Source organism: Paenibacillus tritici, assembly GCF_018207515.1.
GTDB lineage: Bacteria > Bacillota > Bacilli > Paenibacillales > Paenibacillaceae > Paenibacillus_AQ > Paenibacillus_AQ tritici.
The window spans coordinates 3,257,367-3,275,965 of sequence record NZ_CP073365.1 but is presented as its reverse complement, the minus strand read 5'-3'; the positions used below and the strand labels follow the sequence as shown (position 1 = coordinate 3,275,965).

Genomic DNA, 18,599 nt, shown 5'->3' with positions numbered 1-18,599 from the left:
ATCATTCACAGTATATGAGGGCAGGTGCCTACATGTGCCTATTCAGTCAATTAAATCCCCCTGGAAAATTTGTTCCTGCTGCAAATACCTGCGCAGCGGCGCATAATCACCAGAGGTCCAGAACGCGGCATCCCGCAGCAGCTCGGCAGCGTCATCCCGTGCCAGCTCCAGCGTCTCGAAGTCCGCGGTCATATCTGCCAGCCGGAATTCAGGCAGTCCGCTCTGCTTCGTTCCGAAGAAGTCCCCTGGCCCCCGCAGCTCCAGATCACGCCTTGATACCTCGAATCCGTCATCCGTATCGGTCATAGCCGTCATCCGTTCACGCCCGATCTCCGATTTCGGATCAGCCATAAGCACGCAGTACGAGGCATGTTCCCCTCTGCCCACCCGGCCGCGCAGCTGATGAAGCTGTGACAGACCGAAGCGGTCGGCATCCATAATGATCATCAGCGTGGCATTCGGGACATCGACCCCCACCTCTACGACCGTTGTAGAGACCAGCAGCTGCAGCTCATTGCTGTAGAAGGCCCGCATGATCTCGTCCTTCTCGGACGGTGTCATTCTTCCGTGAAGCAGACCTACCTTATAGTCCGGAAAAGCCTGCGACATCTGCACATGCAGATCAATCGCGTTCTGCACATCCAGCTTCTCCGATTCCTCAATCAGCGGACAGATCAGATAGGCTTGCCGCCCCTGGCCGATCTCACGGCTGATCAGATTCAGTACCCGTTCCATCAGATCGGGCTTCACCCAATAGGTGGTAATCGGCACACGCCCCTTCGGCCGCTCGGACAAGGTGGACACATCCATGTCCCCGAATACAGTGATCGCCAGGGTCCGCGGAATCGGCGTGGCGGTCATAGTCAGCACATCCGGGTTGTACCCCTTGCGCCGCAGGACACTGCGCTGGTTCACACCGAAGCGGTGCTGCTCATCCGTGACCACAAGCCCCAGGCTGCGGAAGAAGACATCCTCTTGGATCAGCGCATGGGTTCCGACCACCACATCAAGCACTCCGAGCTGTAGCGAAGCGAGCAGGTCCTTACGCTTGCGGCCGGTTACGCTGCCGGTCAGCAGACCCACGGTAATGCCGAACGGCTCGAACATCCGCGTGAGCGAACGCATATGCTGCTCGGCCAGAATTTCAGTCGGCACCATCAGTGCCCCCTGGAATCCTGATCTTACCGTAGCGTAGAGGGCAATCGCCGCAAGTACCGTTTTGCCGGAGCCTACATCCCCCTGGAGCAGCCTGTTCATGCAGTATCCGGAACGCATATCATGCAGAATCTCCAGCTCAACCTGCTTCTGGGCATCGGTCAGCTCGAAGGGCAGGCTGCGTACAAACTCCCGGACGGTTCTATTGTCCACCGTATGGACCACACCGTCCATTCTGCCGCGGTTCAGCACCCGGAAGGCCTGTACCTTCAGCTGGAACAGGAACAGCTCCTCATACACCATCCTGCGTCTTCCCTGCTGGCCTTCGCGTGTATCCTCAGGCTGATGAATGGTGGCAATCGCCCGCTTGCGTGACATGAAGTCATATTTGCGCATAATGCTATGCGGCAGGATCTCAGGGATCAGCTCCCCGTACTGCTGCAGGGCCTGGCCTATGATCTTGCGAATCCAGGACTGTGTGATCTTCCCGCCCACAGAATAGACCGGCTGCAGCGTTCCTGTCTTGCCTTCCCCGCGGTCCGGGAATTCATAGTTGGTCACCGTGATCTGATTGCGCTTCTGATCCCACTTCCCCGTCAGCACCACTTCGCGGCCTACAGTCAGCTGCTCTCTGGCATAATGCTGGTTGAACCACGTTGCCGTGAACATCCACGGCTCGGCCACCATCTTGCAGCTCATGCGGGATTTGCCCCCGAAGCGCTGCAACACCGGAATGCCGATAACCTTGGCCACCAGGGTCGCCTTATCGCCATGCTTGACCTCACTGAGCGATTTGGGCCGAAAATCCTCATAACGGAACGGATAATACTCCAGCAAATCCTTCACTGTAAAAACGCCAAAGGCGTGAAGCTCGCTTTGCTTTTGAGCGCTCACGCCAGTTATTTGTTTCACATCAATTGAATCCAAAGTTAGCACCATGTTCATCCCCTATACTTAGGCGGGCCAGATGAATACGGCTAAGGTCCCGTTGCCGACATGGCTGCCTACAACAGGGCCGACGTTGGTCAGGACCTTCTCTTTCAAGGTGAAATGGCCGGCTAATTCCCGCAGGAATTCTTCGCCGGAAGCCGGTTCAGCCGTATGACCCACGGCCACATGTATTGTATTCACACCCGGCAGATCTGCTTTGAACAGCTCGATCATGCGGGCAACTGCCTTCTTGCGGCCTCTTACCTTCTCGACCGCATAGATAATTCCTTCTGCATCAATGGACAGAATCGGCTTAATATTGAGCAGCGTACCCAGGATGGCGGACGCTTTGCCGATTCTGCCGCCCTTCTGCAGGTATTCGAGGGTATCCACGAGAAAGTACAGCTTGCGTGATTGGCGCAGGCTCTCTACCTTCTCCAGGATCTCCGCAGGCTCTATGCCTTGCTCCGCGAGCCGGGCGGCTTCCACTACCATGAATCCGAAGCCGTAGGAGGCGGACAGGCTATCCACAACGGTGATAGCCTCCCCTTCCTCTTCCAGCATGGATTTGGCCAGGACGGCAGACTGATAGGTTCCGCTTAGCCCCGAGGAGATATGGAAGGATAAGATCGAACTGCCCGGATGCAGCTCCTGAATCCGGCGGTACACATTCATATATTCTACAGGTGACGGCTGTGAAGTGGTCGGCAGCTGCGGCGAGCGGGGAAGACGCTCGTAGAACTGTTCCGGAGTCATATCCACATTATCCCGGAATGCTTCTTCGCCGAACATCAGCGTCAGCGGAACGACTTCAATGCCGTATTGCGCCGCCAACGCAGGCGGGATATCGGAAGTGCTGTCGGTAACGATTACGGTACGATTCATAATGTTCCTCCCCATACTGTGATATAGCTGATCCACTGTGCCTGCTTAATGCTTAAGCTCTAAGAGGTCTATGGCTCCACTGAGAAAAGATAATAGTACAGCGGCTGGCCGCCTTCATGAATCTCAACCTCAACCTGCGGGTATGTCTCTTCCAGCCAGCTTCCAAGGGCCTCCGTAACGTCTGCTTCGGTATCTGCACCTGTCAGTACAGTCACGATTTCATCGCCGTTCACGAGCATACTGGTAAGCAGCTGCTGGCTTACCGCGAGCAGCTCATCAGCAGCAGCGACAATCTTGGAGCTCTCAATGCCGATGTACTGCCCGGATTTGATCTCCAGATCCTCAATGACGGTATCCCGTACCGCATTCGTAACCTGGCCGGATTTGACCTGGGCAATCGCCTCCAGCATGTTGCTGGTATTGGCATCTACACTATCGTCTTCCTGGAAGGCAAAGGCGGCCGAGATCCCTTGGGGAATACTCTTGCTCGGAATCACCGTAATATCGCGTTCGCCTTCCAGCAGCTCCTTAGCCTGCTGTGCAGCCAGGACGATATTGGAGTTATTCGGCAGAATGTAGATATGCTTCGCGGAAATGGAAGAGATCGCATTCACGAAATCCTCTGTGCTGGGATTCATCGTCTGGCCGCCGGCCAGAATTGCATCCACACCCAGGCTGCGGAAGATATCCGAGATCCCGTCTCCCGAGGAGACCGCAATGAAGCCGTAAGGCGCCATATCATCTGCAGGCGGGACCGCCGGCGACTGTACGCTGGCCTTCTCTTCCGGGATATCGGCGAACACATCCGGCATTGGCGCGATGTCCATTCCGGCAGTCAGCAGGTCACGGTGCTGCTCACGCATGTTAAGAATGTGAATCTGGGTGATCTCCCCGTGGACAAGAGCCAGATTCAGCACCTCTCCGGGAGTCTTGGAATGCACATGGACCTTGATGGTCTCATCATCCGAAATCACGATAATGGAGTCACCGTTAACTGATAACGCTTTCCTAAAGGCTTCCTCATCAAAATCCGATTTCACGGACGGGCCAATCTGACGGTTGATGAAAAATTCCATATCATATAAAAATTCAATGTCTTCCGTAGAGAGCTGAGATTGCGCCGAAGACTGTACAGAAGACAACACATTCTCTGGTTTGGTTAGTACTGCTGCCGGCACGGATGCAGGAGCTGCGGCTTGTCCTTGCACAGGCGTCTGTACAGGTGCAGAGACTGATCCGCTGGTCAGATGCTGGTGGAAGCCTTCATAGATATAGACCAGACCCTGGCCGCCGGAATCCACTACTCCAACCTGCTTCAGTACAGGCAGAAGCTCAGGCGTATGGGCTAATGCTTCCTTGGCTTTGGCCAGCACCTCGGTCATCAGCTCGACAATATCCGTAGTACGGCGGGCATAATACACCGCATGTCTTGCCGCTTCTTTGGCAACCGTAAGAATGGTACCTTCAACCGGCTTGACTACTGCCTTATAAGCGGTATCCACACCGGTCTGCAGAGCTGCAGCGAACTGCTGCGTGTTAAGTTCATCATATTGGGCGGCATAACGTCCAAGACCTCTGAACAGCTGTGACAAAATAACGCCGGAGTTCCCCCGTGCGCCCATCAGTAGTCCCTTCGACAGAACGCTTGCACATTGACCGACAGAGGCCGTATTATTTCTCTTCAATTCGTTCGCGCCTGCGGTCATTGTCAGATTCATGTTCGTTCCCGTATCTCCATCCGGTACCGGAAATACATTCAGTGAATTGACATGCTCGGCATGCTGCTGCAGCTTTTCCGCACCTGCTAGTACCATTGCGGTAAAATCTGTCCCGTTTATAGAACGCTTACTCAATGAGAATTCCCCTTCCTAACTTCATGCCTAATCAATTCAATGATTAACTGGACATAATGCACTAAGTTATATTGTACTATAAGAGTCTGCAGAAATAAATGTTTTTGAATCGGTTGACGAAGCAAATTTTGCTGTGATATGATATTTAAGTATTGTTTTACGCAGGTGTAAGTAACAAGGAGGTGTAATCTATGTCCCGCACATGTACAGTAACAGGCAAGAAACCGGGAAGCGGCAACCACGTGTCTCACGCTAACAACCGCAACCGTCGCTCTTGGGGAGTTAACGTTCAGAAGGTCCGTATCCTGGTGAACGGCAAACCGAAACGCGTGTACGTCAGCACCCGTGCTTTGAAAGCCGGCAAAGTTGAACGCGTCTAGTCCCGGATTATTCCTGGAGCTAGCGATATCTCATACCAAGTAGAAACGGACATGCCGTCCTTACTTAGACGGTATCCGTTTCAGCGAGAATAGAAGATATTATATTTGAAGCAAAAAGCACCCTTTACATTCGTAAGGTGCTTTTTTTCCATATCTACTTGTCTGCTTGCGCTCAACTCTTCTGAAACGTGTTCAAAATCGCTTTAACAAAACCTCCCAAAAATCTTGGCAGCTTAAACGTGTAAAATTTCATGATTAACCCTCCCATCAATTCATGCCGTGCCGTAGGAGACTATCCTGTCTTAATAAATGTACCAACGAACTGCAGACCTCCCTTGTTGTACCAAGCAGTAACAGCTCTGTCCTCCGAAGAGAAGGCTTCTGTTACAGCGGGAAATAGAAGAATCCTTTATAACAGTATAAAGTCTTCTATCTAAAAAAAGGCTACATGAGATTTCTGCTCATGTAACCATATTTATGCGCGCACTACTTGGCCTATACCTTTAGTCTACGATTGCTGCAGATCAGGTACAGCCTTATCTCTTAACGGACAGCGTTGTCCGCCGCCTCACGGATAGCCTTAATTGCCCCTGCGCGGTCACTGCGTCCAAACACGGCGTTGCCTGCCACCAGAACGTCAGCCCCTGCTTCAGCTACCAGCGGTGCAGTGGCTTCGGCAATACCGCCGTCCACCTCAATATGCAAGCCCTTGTGGTTCATCTCCTTGGCCCATTCCCGGAGCTGTGTGATCTTATGCAGGGTGCGCGGAATGAACGCCTGCCCGCCGAAGCCCGGATTGACGGTCATAACCAGCACCAGATCCACATCCGCCAGGACTTCACGCACAGCCGCTGCCGGTGTGCCCGGATTAATGGCCACACCGGCCATCAGTCCGAGTTCCTTGATCTGGTGCACTACACGGTGCAGATGTACGCAGGCCTCCGCATGTACCGTAATTACAGAAGCACCCGCAGCAGCAAAATCAGCAATATAGTTTTCCGGATGCTCTATCATCAGATGAACATCCAGCGGCAGCGAGGTATGCGCCCTCACGGCTGCACAAATAGCGGGACCGAGCGTAATATTCGGCACAAAATGTCCGTCCATCACATCTACATGAATCCAGTCCGCACCGCTGGCTTCAGCTTCTGCCACCTCTGCGCCAAGCGCCGCGAAATCTGCTGACAATATGGAAGGAGCAATTTTAACCATGTGTTTAGTACCTCCGCTTTTTATCTTTCATTTCATTGAAGAACAGCTTGTAATGATCATACCGGCTATCTGCTATATCCCCTGATTTCCAGGCCTCAATCACCTTACAGCCCGGTTCGTGCAGATGGCTACAGCCGCGGAATTTGCAGTTCTCCGCATATGGAGCGAACTCCCGGAAGCACTCCGACAGCTCGTCCACTCCCAGCTCCAGAAAGTCCAGCTGGCTGAAGCCCGGGGTATCGGCCACAAATCCGCCATTTCCTATATCCATCAGCTCTACATGGCGCGTCGTATGCCGGCCGCGTCCGAGGCGGAGGCTGATCTCGCCCGTCTCCAGCTCAAGGCCCGGCACAAGACGGTTCAGCAGCGTGGACTTGCCTACGCCTGACTGCCCCGAGAACACACTGATGATTCCGGCCAGACGCTGTTTCAGTTCATCTGCGCCTGACCCGTTCAGCGAGCTTGTGACCAATACTTCGTATCCGATCTGCTCATATAGGGCTTTGACGGCTTCCGTAGCCCGGCCGTCATCGTCTGCCAAATCCTGCTTCGTGAGCACAATCAGCGTATCAAGACCGGAATGCTCGATATGAACCAGGAACTTGTCCAGCAGGTTAAGATTCATATCCGGTTCCCGGACGGAGAACAGCAGCACCGCCAGCTTCACATTCGCCACTTGCGGGCGGATCAGCTCGGATTCACGGGGGAGCAGCTCATCCACCATTCCCTCCCCGTTCTCGGTCAGCATATAGAGAATCCTGTCCCCGACCAGCGGCGCAATCCCTCTTTTCTTCAGGATTCCGCGTCCCCGGCATTGCACGGCCTCTTCTTCTGTGGCGATCTGTCCATCCTTGAGCGGCTTCACATAGTAATATCCGCTTAGCGCTTTAATTATGATTCCTTCAGGCATACATGCTGAGCCTTCCTCTCCTGATATTGCGCAAATGACCCAAGTGTGGAACCCCCGGGTCATTTACGCTGCTTCAGTCCTGCCGGTGTTGCCGGCGGTATCACTGAAGCTTATCTCTTATTATTATTTGTATCTTTATCCTTGCCTGGTTTGTTGTTCTTGCCCTTACTGTTGTTGCTGTTCTCATTCCCCTTGCTCTCGGCAGAGGCCAGCGCGTTATTACTCTGTTCGTTATCCGGTAAGAGACCTGTCTGATCGGTCTCCCCTGTCCCATCGCCTTCCCCCGTATCCGGCGGCAGAATCTCAGGCTCTATTGTCGGGTCAGGGGCAGGGACAGGCGTCTCTGTTGGGGCAACGGTAGGTTCAGGCGTCTGTGTCTGAACCGGAGGAGGCTCAGGCTGCTGAACAGTGTTATTCTTGACATCCACATACGTTATAGGATAAGTCTCCAGGAACTTCCCGTCACGGTATACAGAAACCATACCATCCTTGTTAGGGGCAAGCAGCATATTCACGGACAAGGTCTGGCTTTTGCCAATCGTGCGGGTGCCCCACTCCTGGTTCTCGCCCCCGTTGCGCGCATCCGCAAACACGATACGGATCTTGCTCTTCTTGCCGTCTGCGGCCGGTGCTACAGGAACATTGAACGTAAATTCCAGAGCCTCCGGGGGATATCCTGTACTGATATAGATCGTGATCTTCTCACCTGGAGGGACCAGATCCCCGGGCTCATAGGCCCACTGCTTCGTAACCTTGCCCTTCTCGTGGATGAAGCTCGGCTCTTCCTTGACCGCGTCCAGTACGAGACCCGCCTTATCAAGCTCGGCCTTGGCTTCCTTCTCCGTCTTCCCAATGAGGTCCGGCATCGGGGTGTTCTCTTCGCCTTTGCTCACGATCAGCTTCACGGTTACCGTCTCAGGATCGTATTCCGTGTCGGCAGCCGGTTCAGAGCTGATAACCTGCCCTTCGGGGTAATCCTTGCTGAACCGCGGGTCCTCGGTGATCCGGCTCTCTGCAATCCCCGCAGCAATTAGTTCTTTGACCGCGTCATTATAACTCTTACCCGAAACGTCCTTAAGCTTAGGCAGAGTCTTAGCGGTACTAACCGTCAGAATAATATGAGTGCCTTCTTTGACCATGGTATTAGTCTTGCTCTGCTTCCAGACAACATTCTCTTCAAAATTAGGATTGTAATCCTGCAGCGGCGGTTCCTCGGCAAAGAGGCCTGCAGCTTCAAGCTCTGCTTTGGCTTGCTCAAAGGTCTTGCCTGTAACCACAGGCACCGCTACTTCATCGACAGACAATTTGGAGTTAACATACCACACGACTCCACCCATAGCGATCAGAATGACCAGGGTAAGGCTGATCCACAGCGCTGTACGGCTCCGTTTGCGCTTCTCGGGAACAGCAGGCGGGGCATCCTCCATACTGCGGATCCGCTCGTCTCCGGCGCGGCTGCCAAGCCCCCGCTGAAGCGGTTTGATCGCCGGAATGATGCGCGTTCGGTCCTCATCATCGTCATCCTGAAACAAGACCTTGGCCTCACTCCGCCGCTCAGGCAGCAGACAGGTCTCCAGATCCTGCAGCATTTGCTTGGCCGACTGATACCGCTCCTCGGGATTCTTGCGCATGGATTTCAGAATCACATTCTCCACGCTTTGCGGAATTAGCGGATTCAGCAGGCGCGGCTCCTCGAATTCCTCCTGCAGATGCTTCAGCGCCACACTGATCGGGCTTTCCCCCAGAAAAGGCAGCACTCCGGTAAGCATCTGATAGATTACGATCCCCAGGGAATACAGGTCGGACTTCTCTCCTGTAGTCACGCCTTTGGCATGCTCCGGCGAGAAATAATGCACCGAACCCACGACAGAACCTGTCTGGGTAATGGTAGTTGACGTAACCGCCCGGGCAATCCCGAAGTCCGTGACTTTCACCCGCCCGTTACGGCCGATCAGAATATTATGAGGTTTAATATCACGGTGAATAATCTGGTTCATATGCGCATGATCCAGCGCATCGCAAATCTGCGAAGCAATCCGCACGGACTCATCGACCTGCAGCGGTGCCCGCTCTTTGATAATTTCATTCAGGTTCTTGCCTTCAATATACTCCATAACGATATAATGGACTTCATCTTCCTGGCCGACATCGTATATGCTGACTACGTTGGGATGAGATAGAGATGCCGCTGATTGCGCCTCCCGCCGGAAGCGGCGGATGAATTCCTCATCATGCACAAACTGATTGCGCAATACTTTGATAGCAACATTCCGGTTGAGCAGAATATCATGGGCTCTATAGACGAGCGCCATGCCACCTCCGCCGATCCGTTCGATAACTTGGTAACGGCCGCCCAATTCGTGACCGATCATCTTTCCCACTCCTTTGTCTCGGGCACTGCGGCCTCTCCTTGATGTTCCAGCATAGCAACGCTTATATTGTCGCTGCCGCCCGCAAGCAATGCCAGTTGAAGTAATCGTTCTGCTCTTTCTTCCAGAGATATTTCATTAATCCCGGCCACCTTGCCCAGATGCTCCTGGCTGACATAATTGCTGAGCCCGTCGCTGCACAGCAGCAGGAGTTCACCAATAGCAAGCGTAACTGAAGCCAGATCCGCCGACACCACTGTATCTGTCCCCAGTGCCCTGGTCAGCACATTGCGGCGCGGATGATTGTCCAGCTCCTCCAGACTGATCTGGCCGTTCTTGAACAGCTCATTCACCAGCGTGTGGTCCTCGGTTAGTTGTTTCGCTTCACCGTTCTGAATCAGATACGCCCTGCTATCCCCGATATGGCCGATATATCCGGCCGACCCCTTCAGCAGCGCAGCAACGATGGTGGTCCCCATATTGTGGAACTTCTCATCGCTCTGGGCTTCTCTGTGAACCGTGTTATTGGCTTCCATAATGGCAGCAGTCAGCGCCTCCTTCAGCTCTGCCTCGGGAAGATCAGGCTGCAGCTGGTCCAGAATATCCCGGACCGTCTCCAGTGCAAGCCTGCTTGCGGTGTCGCCAGCCAAATGTCCCCCCATTCCGTCGGCTATAATGCCGAGGGTATAACCGTGGCGCGTTGCGCCGATCCAGACTGAATCCTCATTGACCGTACGTACCCGGCCAATGTCGCTGGCTTGAACTGTTCTGATCAAATATCCTCACCCCAACTCCATATGTTTGGCGCGCAGCTGACCGCATGCGGCGGCAATATCATGGCCCTGCTCACGGCGTATAGTAACATTCACGCCATGATCGGCCAGTATACGCTGAAATTCAAAGATATCATTGCGGGAAGTCCGGACATACTTGCGCTCAGGCACATGATTGACCGGAATCAGATTCACATGGCAGAGCATCGTCTTCAGCACACCGGCCAATTCCTCCGCATGCTCCGGCTGATCGTTCACGCCTCCGATCAAAGCGTACTCGAAGCTGACCCGGCGGCCTGTCTTGGCCTGATAGTAGCGCAGCGACTCGATTACATCATCGAACGGATAACGGCGGTTAACCGGCATCAGCTTGGAACGGAGGGCATCATTAGGCGCGTGAATTGAGATCGCCAGATTAATCTGCGTATCTTCATCAGCGAATTTGTAGATATTCGGCACAATTCCGCTGGTGGATACGGTGATGTGGCGCTGGCCAATGTTCAGGCCCTTCTCATGAATCATCAGACGGAGGAATCTCATGGTTGCGTCATAGTTCTCGAAGGGCTCGCCTGTCCCCATAATAACAATGCTGCTGACACGTTCGCCGCGTGCATCAAGAATCTGCTGGGAACGGACAACCTGGGCCACAATCTCGCCTGCGGTCAAATCCCGCTTCAGACCGCCAAGTGTAGAGGCGCAGAAGGTACAACCGATGCGGCAGCCCACCTGGGTGGTTACACATACGCTGTTGCCGTAGTTATGCTTCATGATAACTGTCTCAATCGCATGATCATCATGCAGACCGAACAGGAATTTCACAGTGCCGTCCTTGGACTCCAGCTTCGTAATCTCAGTAAGCGCCGAAATGCTGAACTGGTCGGCAAGCTTGCCCCGGAGTGCCTTGGAGAGATTGCTCATGGATTCAAAATCATTGACCCGCTTCACATAAAGCCAGTCGAATATCTGGCCGCCGCGAAAAGCCGGCTCTCCGTTGTCCTTGGCCCATTGCTGTAACTCTTCTAAAGAAAAATCATATATTAAAGGTTTCATTGGTTGTTTGCACCTGTGCTTTCATAAATTATATGCATATTGTTTCTCATTCTTCCTATTTTAACACAAAACTCAGAGACGGTAAAAGAAAAGCCCGCCGCGCAGGCGCTCTGCGGGCGGGAAAGCTGTCATTCCAGGCGAAGCCACTATATTACAAGCGCCGTTCCAGCCGGGCAATATAGAAGCCGTCGCTTCCATAATGATGGGGGAGCAGCTGCATGCCTGCCCCCGCAGCAAGCGCGGTTCCCTCCAGCCGTTCCCAGACGGCGGACTCGAAGGTGACCGGAGCAAAGCCCGGATTGCGGTCCAGGAAATCGGCGACAACCCGGCTGTTCTCCTCCTGCTCCGTTGTACAGGTGCTGTAGACCAGCACCCCTCCCGGCTTCAGCAGCCCGGAGACCGATTGCAGCAGCTCCAGCTGCAGCGCAGCCACGCTGGCCACATCGCCGGGCTGCTTCCGCCATTTCAAATCAGGCTTGCGGCGGATAACCCCAAGCCCCGAGCAGGGAGCGTCCAGCAGAATCCGGTCATAGGATTCCGGCTGGAGAGAGTCCCCCAGCTCCAGCGCATCACCGCTAGCGGTTGTGATACATTCCAGGCCCAGGCGTGCAGCCTGCTCTGCAATAAGCTTCGCCTTATGCTCATGCAGGTCATTGGCAAGGATAGAGCCTTCATCCCGCATCAATTCGCCCATATGGGCACTTTTGCCGCCCGGGGCAGCGCAGCAGTCCAGCACCTTCATACCGGCTTCAGGAGCGACAGCTTCAGCCACCAGCATGGAGCTCTCGTCCTGAACGGACAGATAACCTTCCCTGTACCAGGAGGTAAGTGCCAGATTGCCGCCGCCTCTGACGACCAGCCCGAAGGGACTCACCTTCGATTCGGCGGCATCCAGACCGGAAGCGAGCAGCTCAGCCAGCATCGCCTCACGGCTAATCATCGTCGTGTTGACACGGACACTGACAGCCGGCGGCTCATTATTCGCAGCACACATGGCTTCAGCCGTGTCCGCGCCATATTCCGCCGACCAGCGCTGCACCATCCACAGGGGATGGGAGTGCAGGATGGAGATCCGTTCCTCCCGGCTAAGCCCCTCTGGCAAGACCGGCAGTTCGCCGGCCCGCAGCACACTGCGCAATACACCGTTGACCATGCCCGAGATCCCCTGATGGCCGCGTTTCTTGGAGATATTCACAGCTTCATTAACCGCCGCATGGGAAGGCACCCGGTCCAGATACATAATCTGATACAGGCTCATTCGCAGCAGACTCCGCACCCAGGGCTCCAGCTTGGCAAGACCTTTGCTGACGAAGCTGCCGAGTACATAATCCAGTGTAATCATCCGCGAGAGGCTTCCGTAGACCAGCTCTGTAGCCAGTCCCGTATCTTCACGGCTAAGCTCCGCTTTCTGGAGGCTGCTGCCGAGCAGCAGGTTGCTGTAGGCACCCTGCTGCTCTACACGGACAAGAACATCGAGGGCAACCTCACGCGCAGAAGCTGGCGCAGAGGGCTTACTGCCCGGATTTCCTTTGCCGGCCCCTCCGGATTGGCCGGACCTGCGGCTGGCAGCTGCAGGCTTATTGCCGGTATTATGCGGACGCGGTCCGCTTCCTCCCTTGCCGCCCGCGCTCAACCGAGCACCGTTCCGGGCGCAAGGGTTGTCCCGCGGCTGAAGTCGGCTGCGCTCATGGCTTTTTTGCCGGCAGGCTGAACGGTCGTAAGCCGGAGAGTCCCGTCACCGGTCTTCACCTCAACACCGCTTTCACTCACAGACAGCACCGTGCCCGGAGCAGCGCTGCTTCCAGCAGCTTCAGCCGCCTGCGGTTTCGCTGCAGCCCATGCCTTGAAGGTCTCGCCGTTCCACAGGGTGAAGGCCCCCGAGAACGGTACAAGACCGCGAATCTGGTTATAGATATCGAGTGAACTTCTAGTCCAGTCCATCCGCTCATCTTCACGGCTCAGATTCGGCGCATAGGTTGCTTCGCTGTCATCCTGCACAGTGGCTTCCACACGGCCGGCTGCCAGGCGCGGCATCTCCGCCTTCAGCAGATCGCGGCCCGCTACGCTAAGCTTCTCAAACAGCGTACCGGAGGTATCCTCATCCTCAATCGGCACAAGGACCCGTGAGATCATATCGCCGGTGTCCAGTCCTTCCGCCATGTACATCAGCGTTACACCGGTCACCTTCTCGCCGTTTATAATGCAGCGCTGGATCGGGGCCCCGCCCCGGTATTTGGGCAGCAGCGAGCCGTGGACGTTCACACATCCGTTCTGCGGCAGCTCAAGCACACTCTTCGGCAGAATCTGTCCATAAGCGGCTGTAACAATCAGATCCGGCTCATAGGCAGCCAGCTCAGCTACCGCCTCGGCACGGCGCAGCCGTTCAGGCTGAAGAACAGGCAGTCCAAGCTCCAGTGCTGCTTCCTTCACCGGAGATGGCGCCAGCGTCTTCTTGCGGCCTTGCGGACGGTCCGGCTGGGTCACTACGGCCACTACCTCATAGCCTTCTTCCAGCAGCATCCGCAGGGAGGGAACCGCAAAGGCAGGGGTTCCCATGAACACTATTTTCATTTCATTCACTCCTCAGTTTCACTGCGTTCTGCCGTATATTCATAGACCTTCTCAGCGATATCTGTGAACAGCACGCCATTCAGATGGTCGATCTCATGCTGAAAAGCCCGGGCCAGCAGGCCGCTTCCGGTAATGGTAACTTCTTCCCCTTCGCGGTTCAGGCCGCGTACGGTCACCGTCTCTGCACGGCGGACATCTCCGTTCAAGCCGGGAATACTCAGGCAGCCTTCGGGTCCGAGCTGCTCCCCCTCCATACTGATGATCTCCGGATTGATCAGCTTGATCAGCCCGTGCTCTTCATCGGCATCCACTACGATCAGCCGTTTCAGGATTCCCACCTGCGGGGCTGCAAGACCTACGCCTTCTGCGTCATACATCGTATCTGCCATATCGTCGAGCAGTTTTTTCACATTGGGAGTAACGGTTGTTACGGTTTTTGCTTTCTTGTGGAGCACTTCATCCGGTTCTTTCACAATCAGCCTGATTGCCATTACACAAACACCATCCTTGTTCTGAACATATCTAATTTCTATAGTATATGAGGGGAATATCATAAAAACTGCCTTACCATTGTAACACGCCGGAGAATTACATCAACATCTGGGGATCGACATCAATGCTGATCTGCAGTCCTTTATCGCGGACAGAATCCTCCAGCTCTTCTGCTACCTGGCGGGCCAGACCGATAGCATCAATCGCACCACGCCATTTAATAATACACTGGAACCGGTAACGGCTCTTCAGCCGGGGGAGCGGCGAAGCCACAGGCCCCAGCAGATCCAGCGCATCCGAGGAGAGCTTGTCAAGGCTCCCGTACCAGCGCAGCTGTCTGGCCTTGCCCTGGATGCTCAGCGCATAGTTCTCTGCAAGCTTCAGCAGCAGCGGAAGCTGCTCATGCGACAAGGTGACCAGAATCAGGCGGCAATACGGCGGATAATGCAGCTCCTTGCGGTGCTTCAGCTCGTCCCGGACGAAGCTCCGGTAATCATGCCCGCTGGCATGAATAATCGAATAATGCTCGGGTGTATACGACTGCACCACCACCTCGCCGGGAAGCTGATGCCGTCCTGCACGCCCTGCAACCTGCGTAAGCAGCTGGAAGGTCTTCTCCGCCGCCCGGAAATCCGGCAGATTGAGCGCAGAATCGGCAGTAATGACCCCCACCAGCGTTACATCGGGGAAGTCGAGTCCTTTGGCTACCATTTGTGTACCGAGCAGCACATCGGCCTTCTTGTCCCGGAACTGGTTGAGCAGCTTCTCATGCGAGCCCTTCTCAGTCGTTGTATCCACATCCATACGTATAACCCGGATGCCGGGGAACAGCTTGCCCAGCTCCTCTTCTACCCGCTGGGTACCTGTTCCGAAGAAGCGGATATGCTCGCTGCCGCATTCGGGGCACAGCTTCGGGGCAGGCTCCGCATGGCCGCAGTAGTGGCAGCGCAGATTGTCGCTGCGGCTGTGGTAGGTCAGCGAGATATCGCATTCAGGGCAACCGGCGACATAGCCGCAGCTGCGGCACATCACGAAGGTCGAGAAGCCCCTGCGGTTCAGCAGCAGCACGGTCTGTTCGCCGCGTTCGAGCCTGCTCACCAGAGCGGCATGCAGCCTGCGGCTGAACATGGAGCGGTTGCCTTCCTTAAGCTCCTCGCGCATGTCAATGACATCCACCTTCGGCAGCTCGTTACCGAGTGCACGGCTTGGCATCTCCAGCAGAACCGGGGAGAAATGGATATCGCTCTGCGATCTTGCCGCATGGTAGCTCTCCAGCGAAGGGGTTGCCGAACCAAGAATAACTACGGCTCCGCCCTGTTCCGCCCTGCGGACAGCCACATCACGGGCATGGTACTTCGGATTCTCCTCCTGCTTATAAGAGCCTTCATGCTCCTCGTCCATGATAATCAGCCCCAGGTTGGCAAAGGGGGCAAATACCGCAGAACGCGCCCCCACGGCAACCATCGCCTTGCCTTCGCGGATCTTGCGCCACTCGTCGTAACGTTCACCGACCGACAACCGGCTGTGCATCACAGCCACCCCGCTGCCGAACCGGCCCTTGAATCGTTCTACCATCTGCGGAGTCAGGGCGATCTCAGGCACTAATACTACCGCCTGCCGCCCCTGCTCTATGCAGCGCTGAATACACTGGAGATAAATCTCCGTCTTTCCGCTGCCGGTCACCCCATGCAGCAGGAAGACTTCATGAATCTGCTGCTCAACAGTCCCGACAATCCGCTTGTAGACCACCTCTTGCTCCGCTGTCAACGGCAGCGGAGCCGTTGGCTTGAAGTCGCGGCCACGGTAAGGATCACGGTAGACTTCGATTTCACTGATCTCAATATAACCTTTGTCTTCCAGCGCTTTCACTGTCCCCGCTGTAACCTGGAGGATCGACAGAATATCCTTGAGCGGCATGGGGAGCATCGCTTCCATATCAATCAGGTACGACAGCACTTCCTTCTGGCGCGCGGAACGTGCCGGGAAGCCAGCCAGCGACTCACGGGCTGCCGACAGAGAGGTGGCCAGGTCTACGGCCTTCAGCTTCTTTTTGCCCATCTTGTCCTTGATGGACTGGCTCTCTGCCAGCACTCCGCGCCGCACCATAAACTTCACAGTTTCAGCGGCTTCAGGGAAGGTTCGGGTCAGCAGCTTCATGGACACCTCGCTGTGGCGTCTTACGAAGTCTATAATCTGCTGTTCTTCGTTGTCCGGCTCCAGGAAGAGCGGAAACAGCTCGTCTCCGGGAGGATTGCCCGCTTCCTCGGTATCTCCGAGCGAGATCAGCCGCTCCGCTTTGCCCTTCAGGGCAGTCGGAAGCATAGCCTGCAGTGCGGAGATCCGTCTGCAGGCATAGCGTTGACTCATCCAATCCGCCAGCTCTACCAGCTCCGGTGATAACGGCGGCAGCAGATCCAGCACTTCCACAATCGGCTTCATCCGGGACACGCTGCCGGTCTCTCCCGACTCCAGTGACACCACGAATCCCTGAACCGTGCGGGGGCCAAACGGCACCGCTACCCGGCTGCCAACTTCAATCCACAATTTCAGTGAATCCGGAATAATATAGTCAAACGGCCGGTCGGTGCTGCGTACAGGAACATCGACAATGACCTTGGCAATATCCATTATAATAAAGCTCCGGCAACACGGTCTGCAGCCAGCTGCAGTACTTGGCGCGCTACCTCATCCTTGGAAGCCAGCGGAAGATCAAGGACCAGCCCTTCGATATCATAGACCTTCACGATGTTAGTGTCCGTACCGAATCCGGCACCCTCCAGCGTCACATCATTGGCCACAACCAGATCGAGATTCTTGCGGATCAGCTTGTCCCTGGCGTAGAATTCGGTGTTTCCGGTTTCGGCGGCAAAGCCGATCAGGAACTGCTTATCCTTATTTTTCCCCAGACTCTCCAGAATATCGGTCGTCTTCACCAGCTCAAGCGTCAGGGTGTCGCCGCTTTTTTTAATCTTGGATTCGCTGCTCTGTCTCGGCCGGTAATCCGCAACCGCGGCCGCTTTGACCATAATATCGCAATCCGTCCAGCGGTCCATAACCGCCTCATACATATCCTGTGCCGATCCGACGCGGACCAGATGAATAGCCGGGTCAAGAGGCGGCGCTTCATCGGTACGTGCGGCGATCAGCGTCACTTCGGCCCCCATAGCACGTGCAGCACGCGCCAGAGCGAAGCCCATTTTGCCCGAGGAATCATTGGAGATATAACGGACCGGATCAATACGCTCCACGGTGCCGCCTGCGGTAATCACTATTTTTTTGCCGGTAAGCGGTCCGGATTCCTGCTCCTGTTGCCTAACAAAAAAGTTCTCAACCACCTTCACAATCGTCTCCGGCTCCTCCAGCCGTCCCTTGCCCACATAACCGCAGGCCAATTGGCCTTCTCCGGGCTCAATAAACTGTACACCCCGCTTATACAGTGTATCCATATTGCTGATAACCGCCGGATGCTGATACATATGGACATTCATTGCCGGAGCTACCATAATAGGCGCTGTAACGGCAAGGAGCGTAGTTGACAGCATATCATCTGCCAGTCCATGGGCCATTTTGGCGATAATATTGGCGGTAGCCGGAGCGATCAGGACCAGGTCGGCGGAATCCGCCAGATCAATATGCGAGATCGAAGACGGGTCGCGTTCCTGAAAAGTATCACTGAACACCCGCTGCTTCGACAAGGACTGGAGCGTCAGCTCCGTAATGAACTGCTTGGCCGATGCTGTCATGATGACATGCACCTTGGCGCCCTTCTGGGTAAGCTTGCTGGTCAATGCAGCCGCCTTGTACGCAGCAATTCCGCCTGTAATTCCAAGTATAATGGACTTCCCTTGTAAGCTCTTCACTATGCTCTCCCCCCGCTTCTGAAGTCTGTACCCATCTATATAGACCTGCACATATCCTTATCAATAGAGAAAAAAATAACAACCTTCCGGTTGTCAGGAACAGCCCGGTACGGGCTATTGTCAAAATATAAAATTACTTACCCGGCAGAAATGGCACTG

15 protein-coding genes are annotated in these 18,599 nt (G+C 55.0%); 1 reads left to right on the top strand and 14 read right to left on the bottom strand.

The window, feature by feature from the left end; translation table 11 throughout:
* Positions 1 to 42: 42 nt before the first annotated feature.
* The 3 genes from recG to KDC22_RS13715 all read right to left on the bottom strand — a co-directional run bounded on the left by recG (position 43) and on the right by KDC22_RS13715 (position 4,823).
* A complete protein-coding gene (gene recG / locus KDC22_RS13725; RefSeq protein WP_211723437.1) occupies positions 43 to 2,094 on the bottom strand; it encodes an ATP-dependent DNA helicase RecG in 2,052 nt (683 codons plus the stop codon).
* 15 nt (positions 2,095 to 2,109) lie between these two features.
* Positions 2,110 to 2,970, bottom strand: coding sequence for a DegV family protein (locus tag KDC22_RS13720; protein WP_211723436.1), 861 nt, complete (start codon positions 2,968 to 2,970; stop codon positions 2,110 to 2,112).
* Positions 2,971 to 3,038: 68 nt separating this feature from the next.
* Entirely contained in the window at positions 3,039 to 4,823 is a 1,785-nt protein-coding gene (locus tag KDC22_RS13715; RefSeq protein ID WP_211723435.1) for a DAK2 domain-containing protein, read from the bottom strand.
* A 191-nt stretch (positions 4,824 to 5,014) separates the two neighbouring features.
* On the opposite strand from KDC22_RS13715, the gene rpmB reads away from it, so the two are divergent.
* Entirely contained in the window at positions 5,015 to 5,203 is a 189-nt protein-coding gene (gene rpmB / locus KDC22_RS13710) for a 50S ribosomal protein L28 (protein WP_042175942.1), read from the top strand.
* Positions 5,204 to 5,375: 172 nt separating this feature from the next.
* Here rpmB and spoVM read toward each other — a convergent pair whose 3' ends face one another.
* The 11 genes from spoVM to coaBC all read right to left on the bottom strand — a co-directional run bounded on the left by spoVM (position 5,376) and on the right by coaBC (position 18,443).
* Complete coding sequence (spoVM, locus tag KDC22_RS13705) at positions 5,376 to 5,456, bottom strand: stage V sporulation protein SpoVM (RefSeq protein WP_020431362.1); 81 nt, start codon at positions 5,454 to 5,456, stop codon at positions 5,376 to 5,378.
* Between the two features lie 290 nt (positions 5,457 to 5,746).
* On the bottom strand, positions 5,747 to 6,415 hold the full coding sequence (gene rpe, locus KDC22_RS13700) for a ribulose-phosphate 3-epimerase (RefSeq protein ID WP_211723434.1): 669 nt from the start codon (positions 6,413 to 6,415) through the stop codon (positions 5,747 to 5,749).
* Between the two features lie 4 nt (positions 6,416 to 6,419).
* Positions 6,420 to 7,325, bottom strand: coding sequence for a ribosome small subunit-dependent GTPase A (gene rsgA / locus KDC22_RS13695; RefSeq protein WP_211723433.1), 906 nt, complete (start codon positions 7,323 to 7,325; stop codon positions 6,420 to 6,422).
* A gap of 110 nt (positions 7,326 to 7,435) precedes the next feature.
* Positions 7,436 to 9,697 carry a Stk1 family PASTA domain-containing Ser/Thr kinase gene (gene pknB / locus KDC22_RS13690; RefSeq protein WP_211723432.1) on the bottom strand — a complete coding sequence of 754 codons (2,262 nt, stop codon included), beginning with the start codon at positions 9,695 to 9,697 and terminating at the stop codon, positions 7,436 to 7,438.
* On the bottom strand, positions 9,694 to 10,470 hold the full coding sequence (locus KDC22_RS13685; RefSeq protein ID WP_173126297.1) for a Stp1/IreP family PP2C-type Ser/Thr phosphatase: 777 nt from the start codon (positions 10,468 to 10,470) through the stop codon (positions 9,694 to 9,696). The genes pknB and KDC22_RS13685 overlap by 4 nt, the downstream gene beginning before the upstream one ends.
* Positions 10,471 to 10,476: 6 nt before the next feature.
* Complete coding sequence (gene rlmN / locus KDC22_RS13680; protein WP_173126294.1) at positions 10,477 to 11,517, bottom strand: dual-specificity RNA methyltransferase RlmN; 1,041 nt, start codon at positions 11,515 to 11,517, stop codon at positions 10,477 to 10,479.
* Positions 11,518 to 11,668: 151 nt separating this feature from the next.
* Positions 11,669 to 13,150, bottom strand: a complete 1,482-nt coding sequence (gene rsmB, locus KDC22_RS13675; RefSeq protein WP_211723431.1) for a 16S rRNA (cytosine(967)-C(5))-methyltransferase RsmB — start codon at positions 13,148 to 13,150, stop codon at positions 11,669 to 11,671.
* Positions 13,147 to 14,088 carry a methionyl-tRNA formyltransferase gene (gene fmt, locus KDC22_RS13670; protein WP_211723430.1) on the bottom strand — a complete coding sequence of 314 codons (942 nt, stop codon included), beginning with the start codon at positions 14,086 to 14,088 and terminating at the stop codon, positions 13,147 to 13,149. Before fmt ends, rsmB begins: the two co-directional genes overlap by 4 nt.
* A 5-nt stretch (positions 14,089 to 14,093) precedes the next feature.
* Positions 14,094 to 14,579, bottom strand: coding sequence for a peptide deformylase (gene def / locus KDC22_RS13665; RefSeq protein ID WP_173126286.1), 486 nt, complete (start codon positions 14,577 to 14,579; stop codon positions 14,094 to 14,096).
* Between the two features lie 97 nt (positions 14,580 to 14,676).
* Entirely contained in the window at positions 14,677 to 17,208 is a 2,532-nt protein-coding gene (priA, locus tag KDC22_RS13660) for a primosomal protein N' (RefSeq protein ID WP_211723429.1), read from the bottom strand.
* The gene (gene coaBC / locus KDC22_RS13655; RefSeq protein WP_211724033.1) at positions 17,208 to 18,443 is read right to left on the bottom strand and encodes a bifunctional phosphopantothenoylcysteine decarboxylase/phosphopantothenate--cysteine ligase CoaBC; all 1,236 of its coding nucleotides are present in this window, start codon (positions 18,441 to 18,443) and stop codon (positions 17,208 to 17,210) included. Before coaBC ends, priA begins: the two co-directional genes overlap by 1 nt.
* Between the last annotated feature and the right edge of the window lie 156 nt (positions 18,444 to 18,599).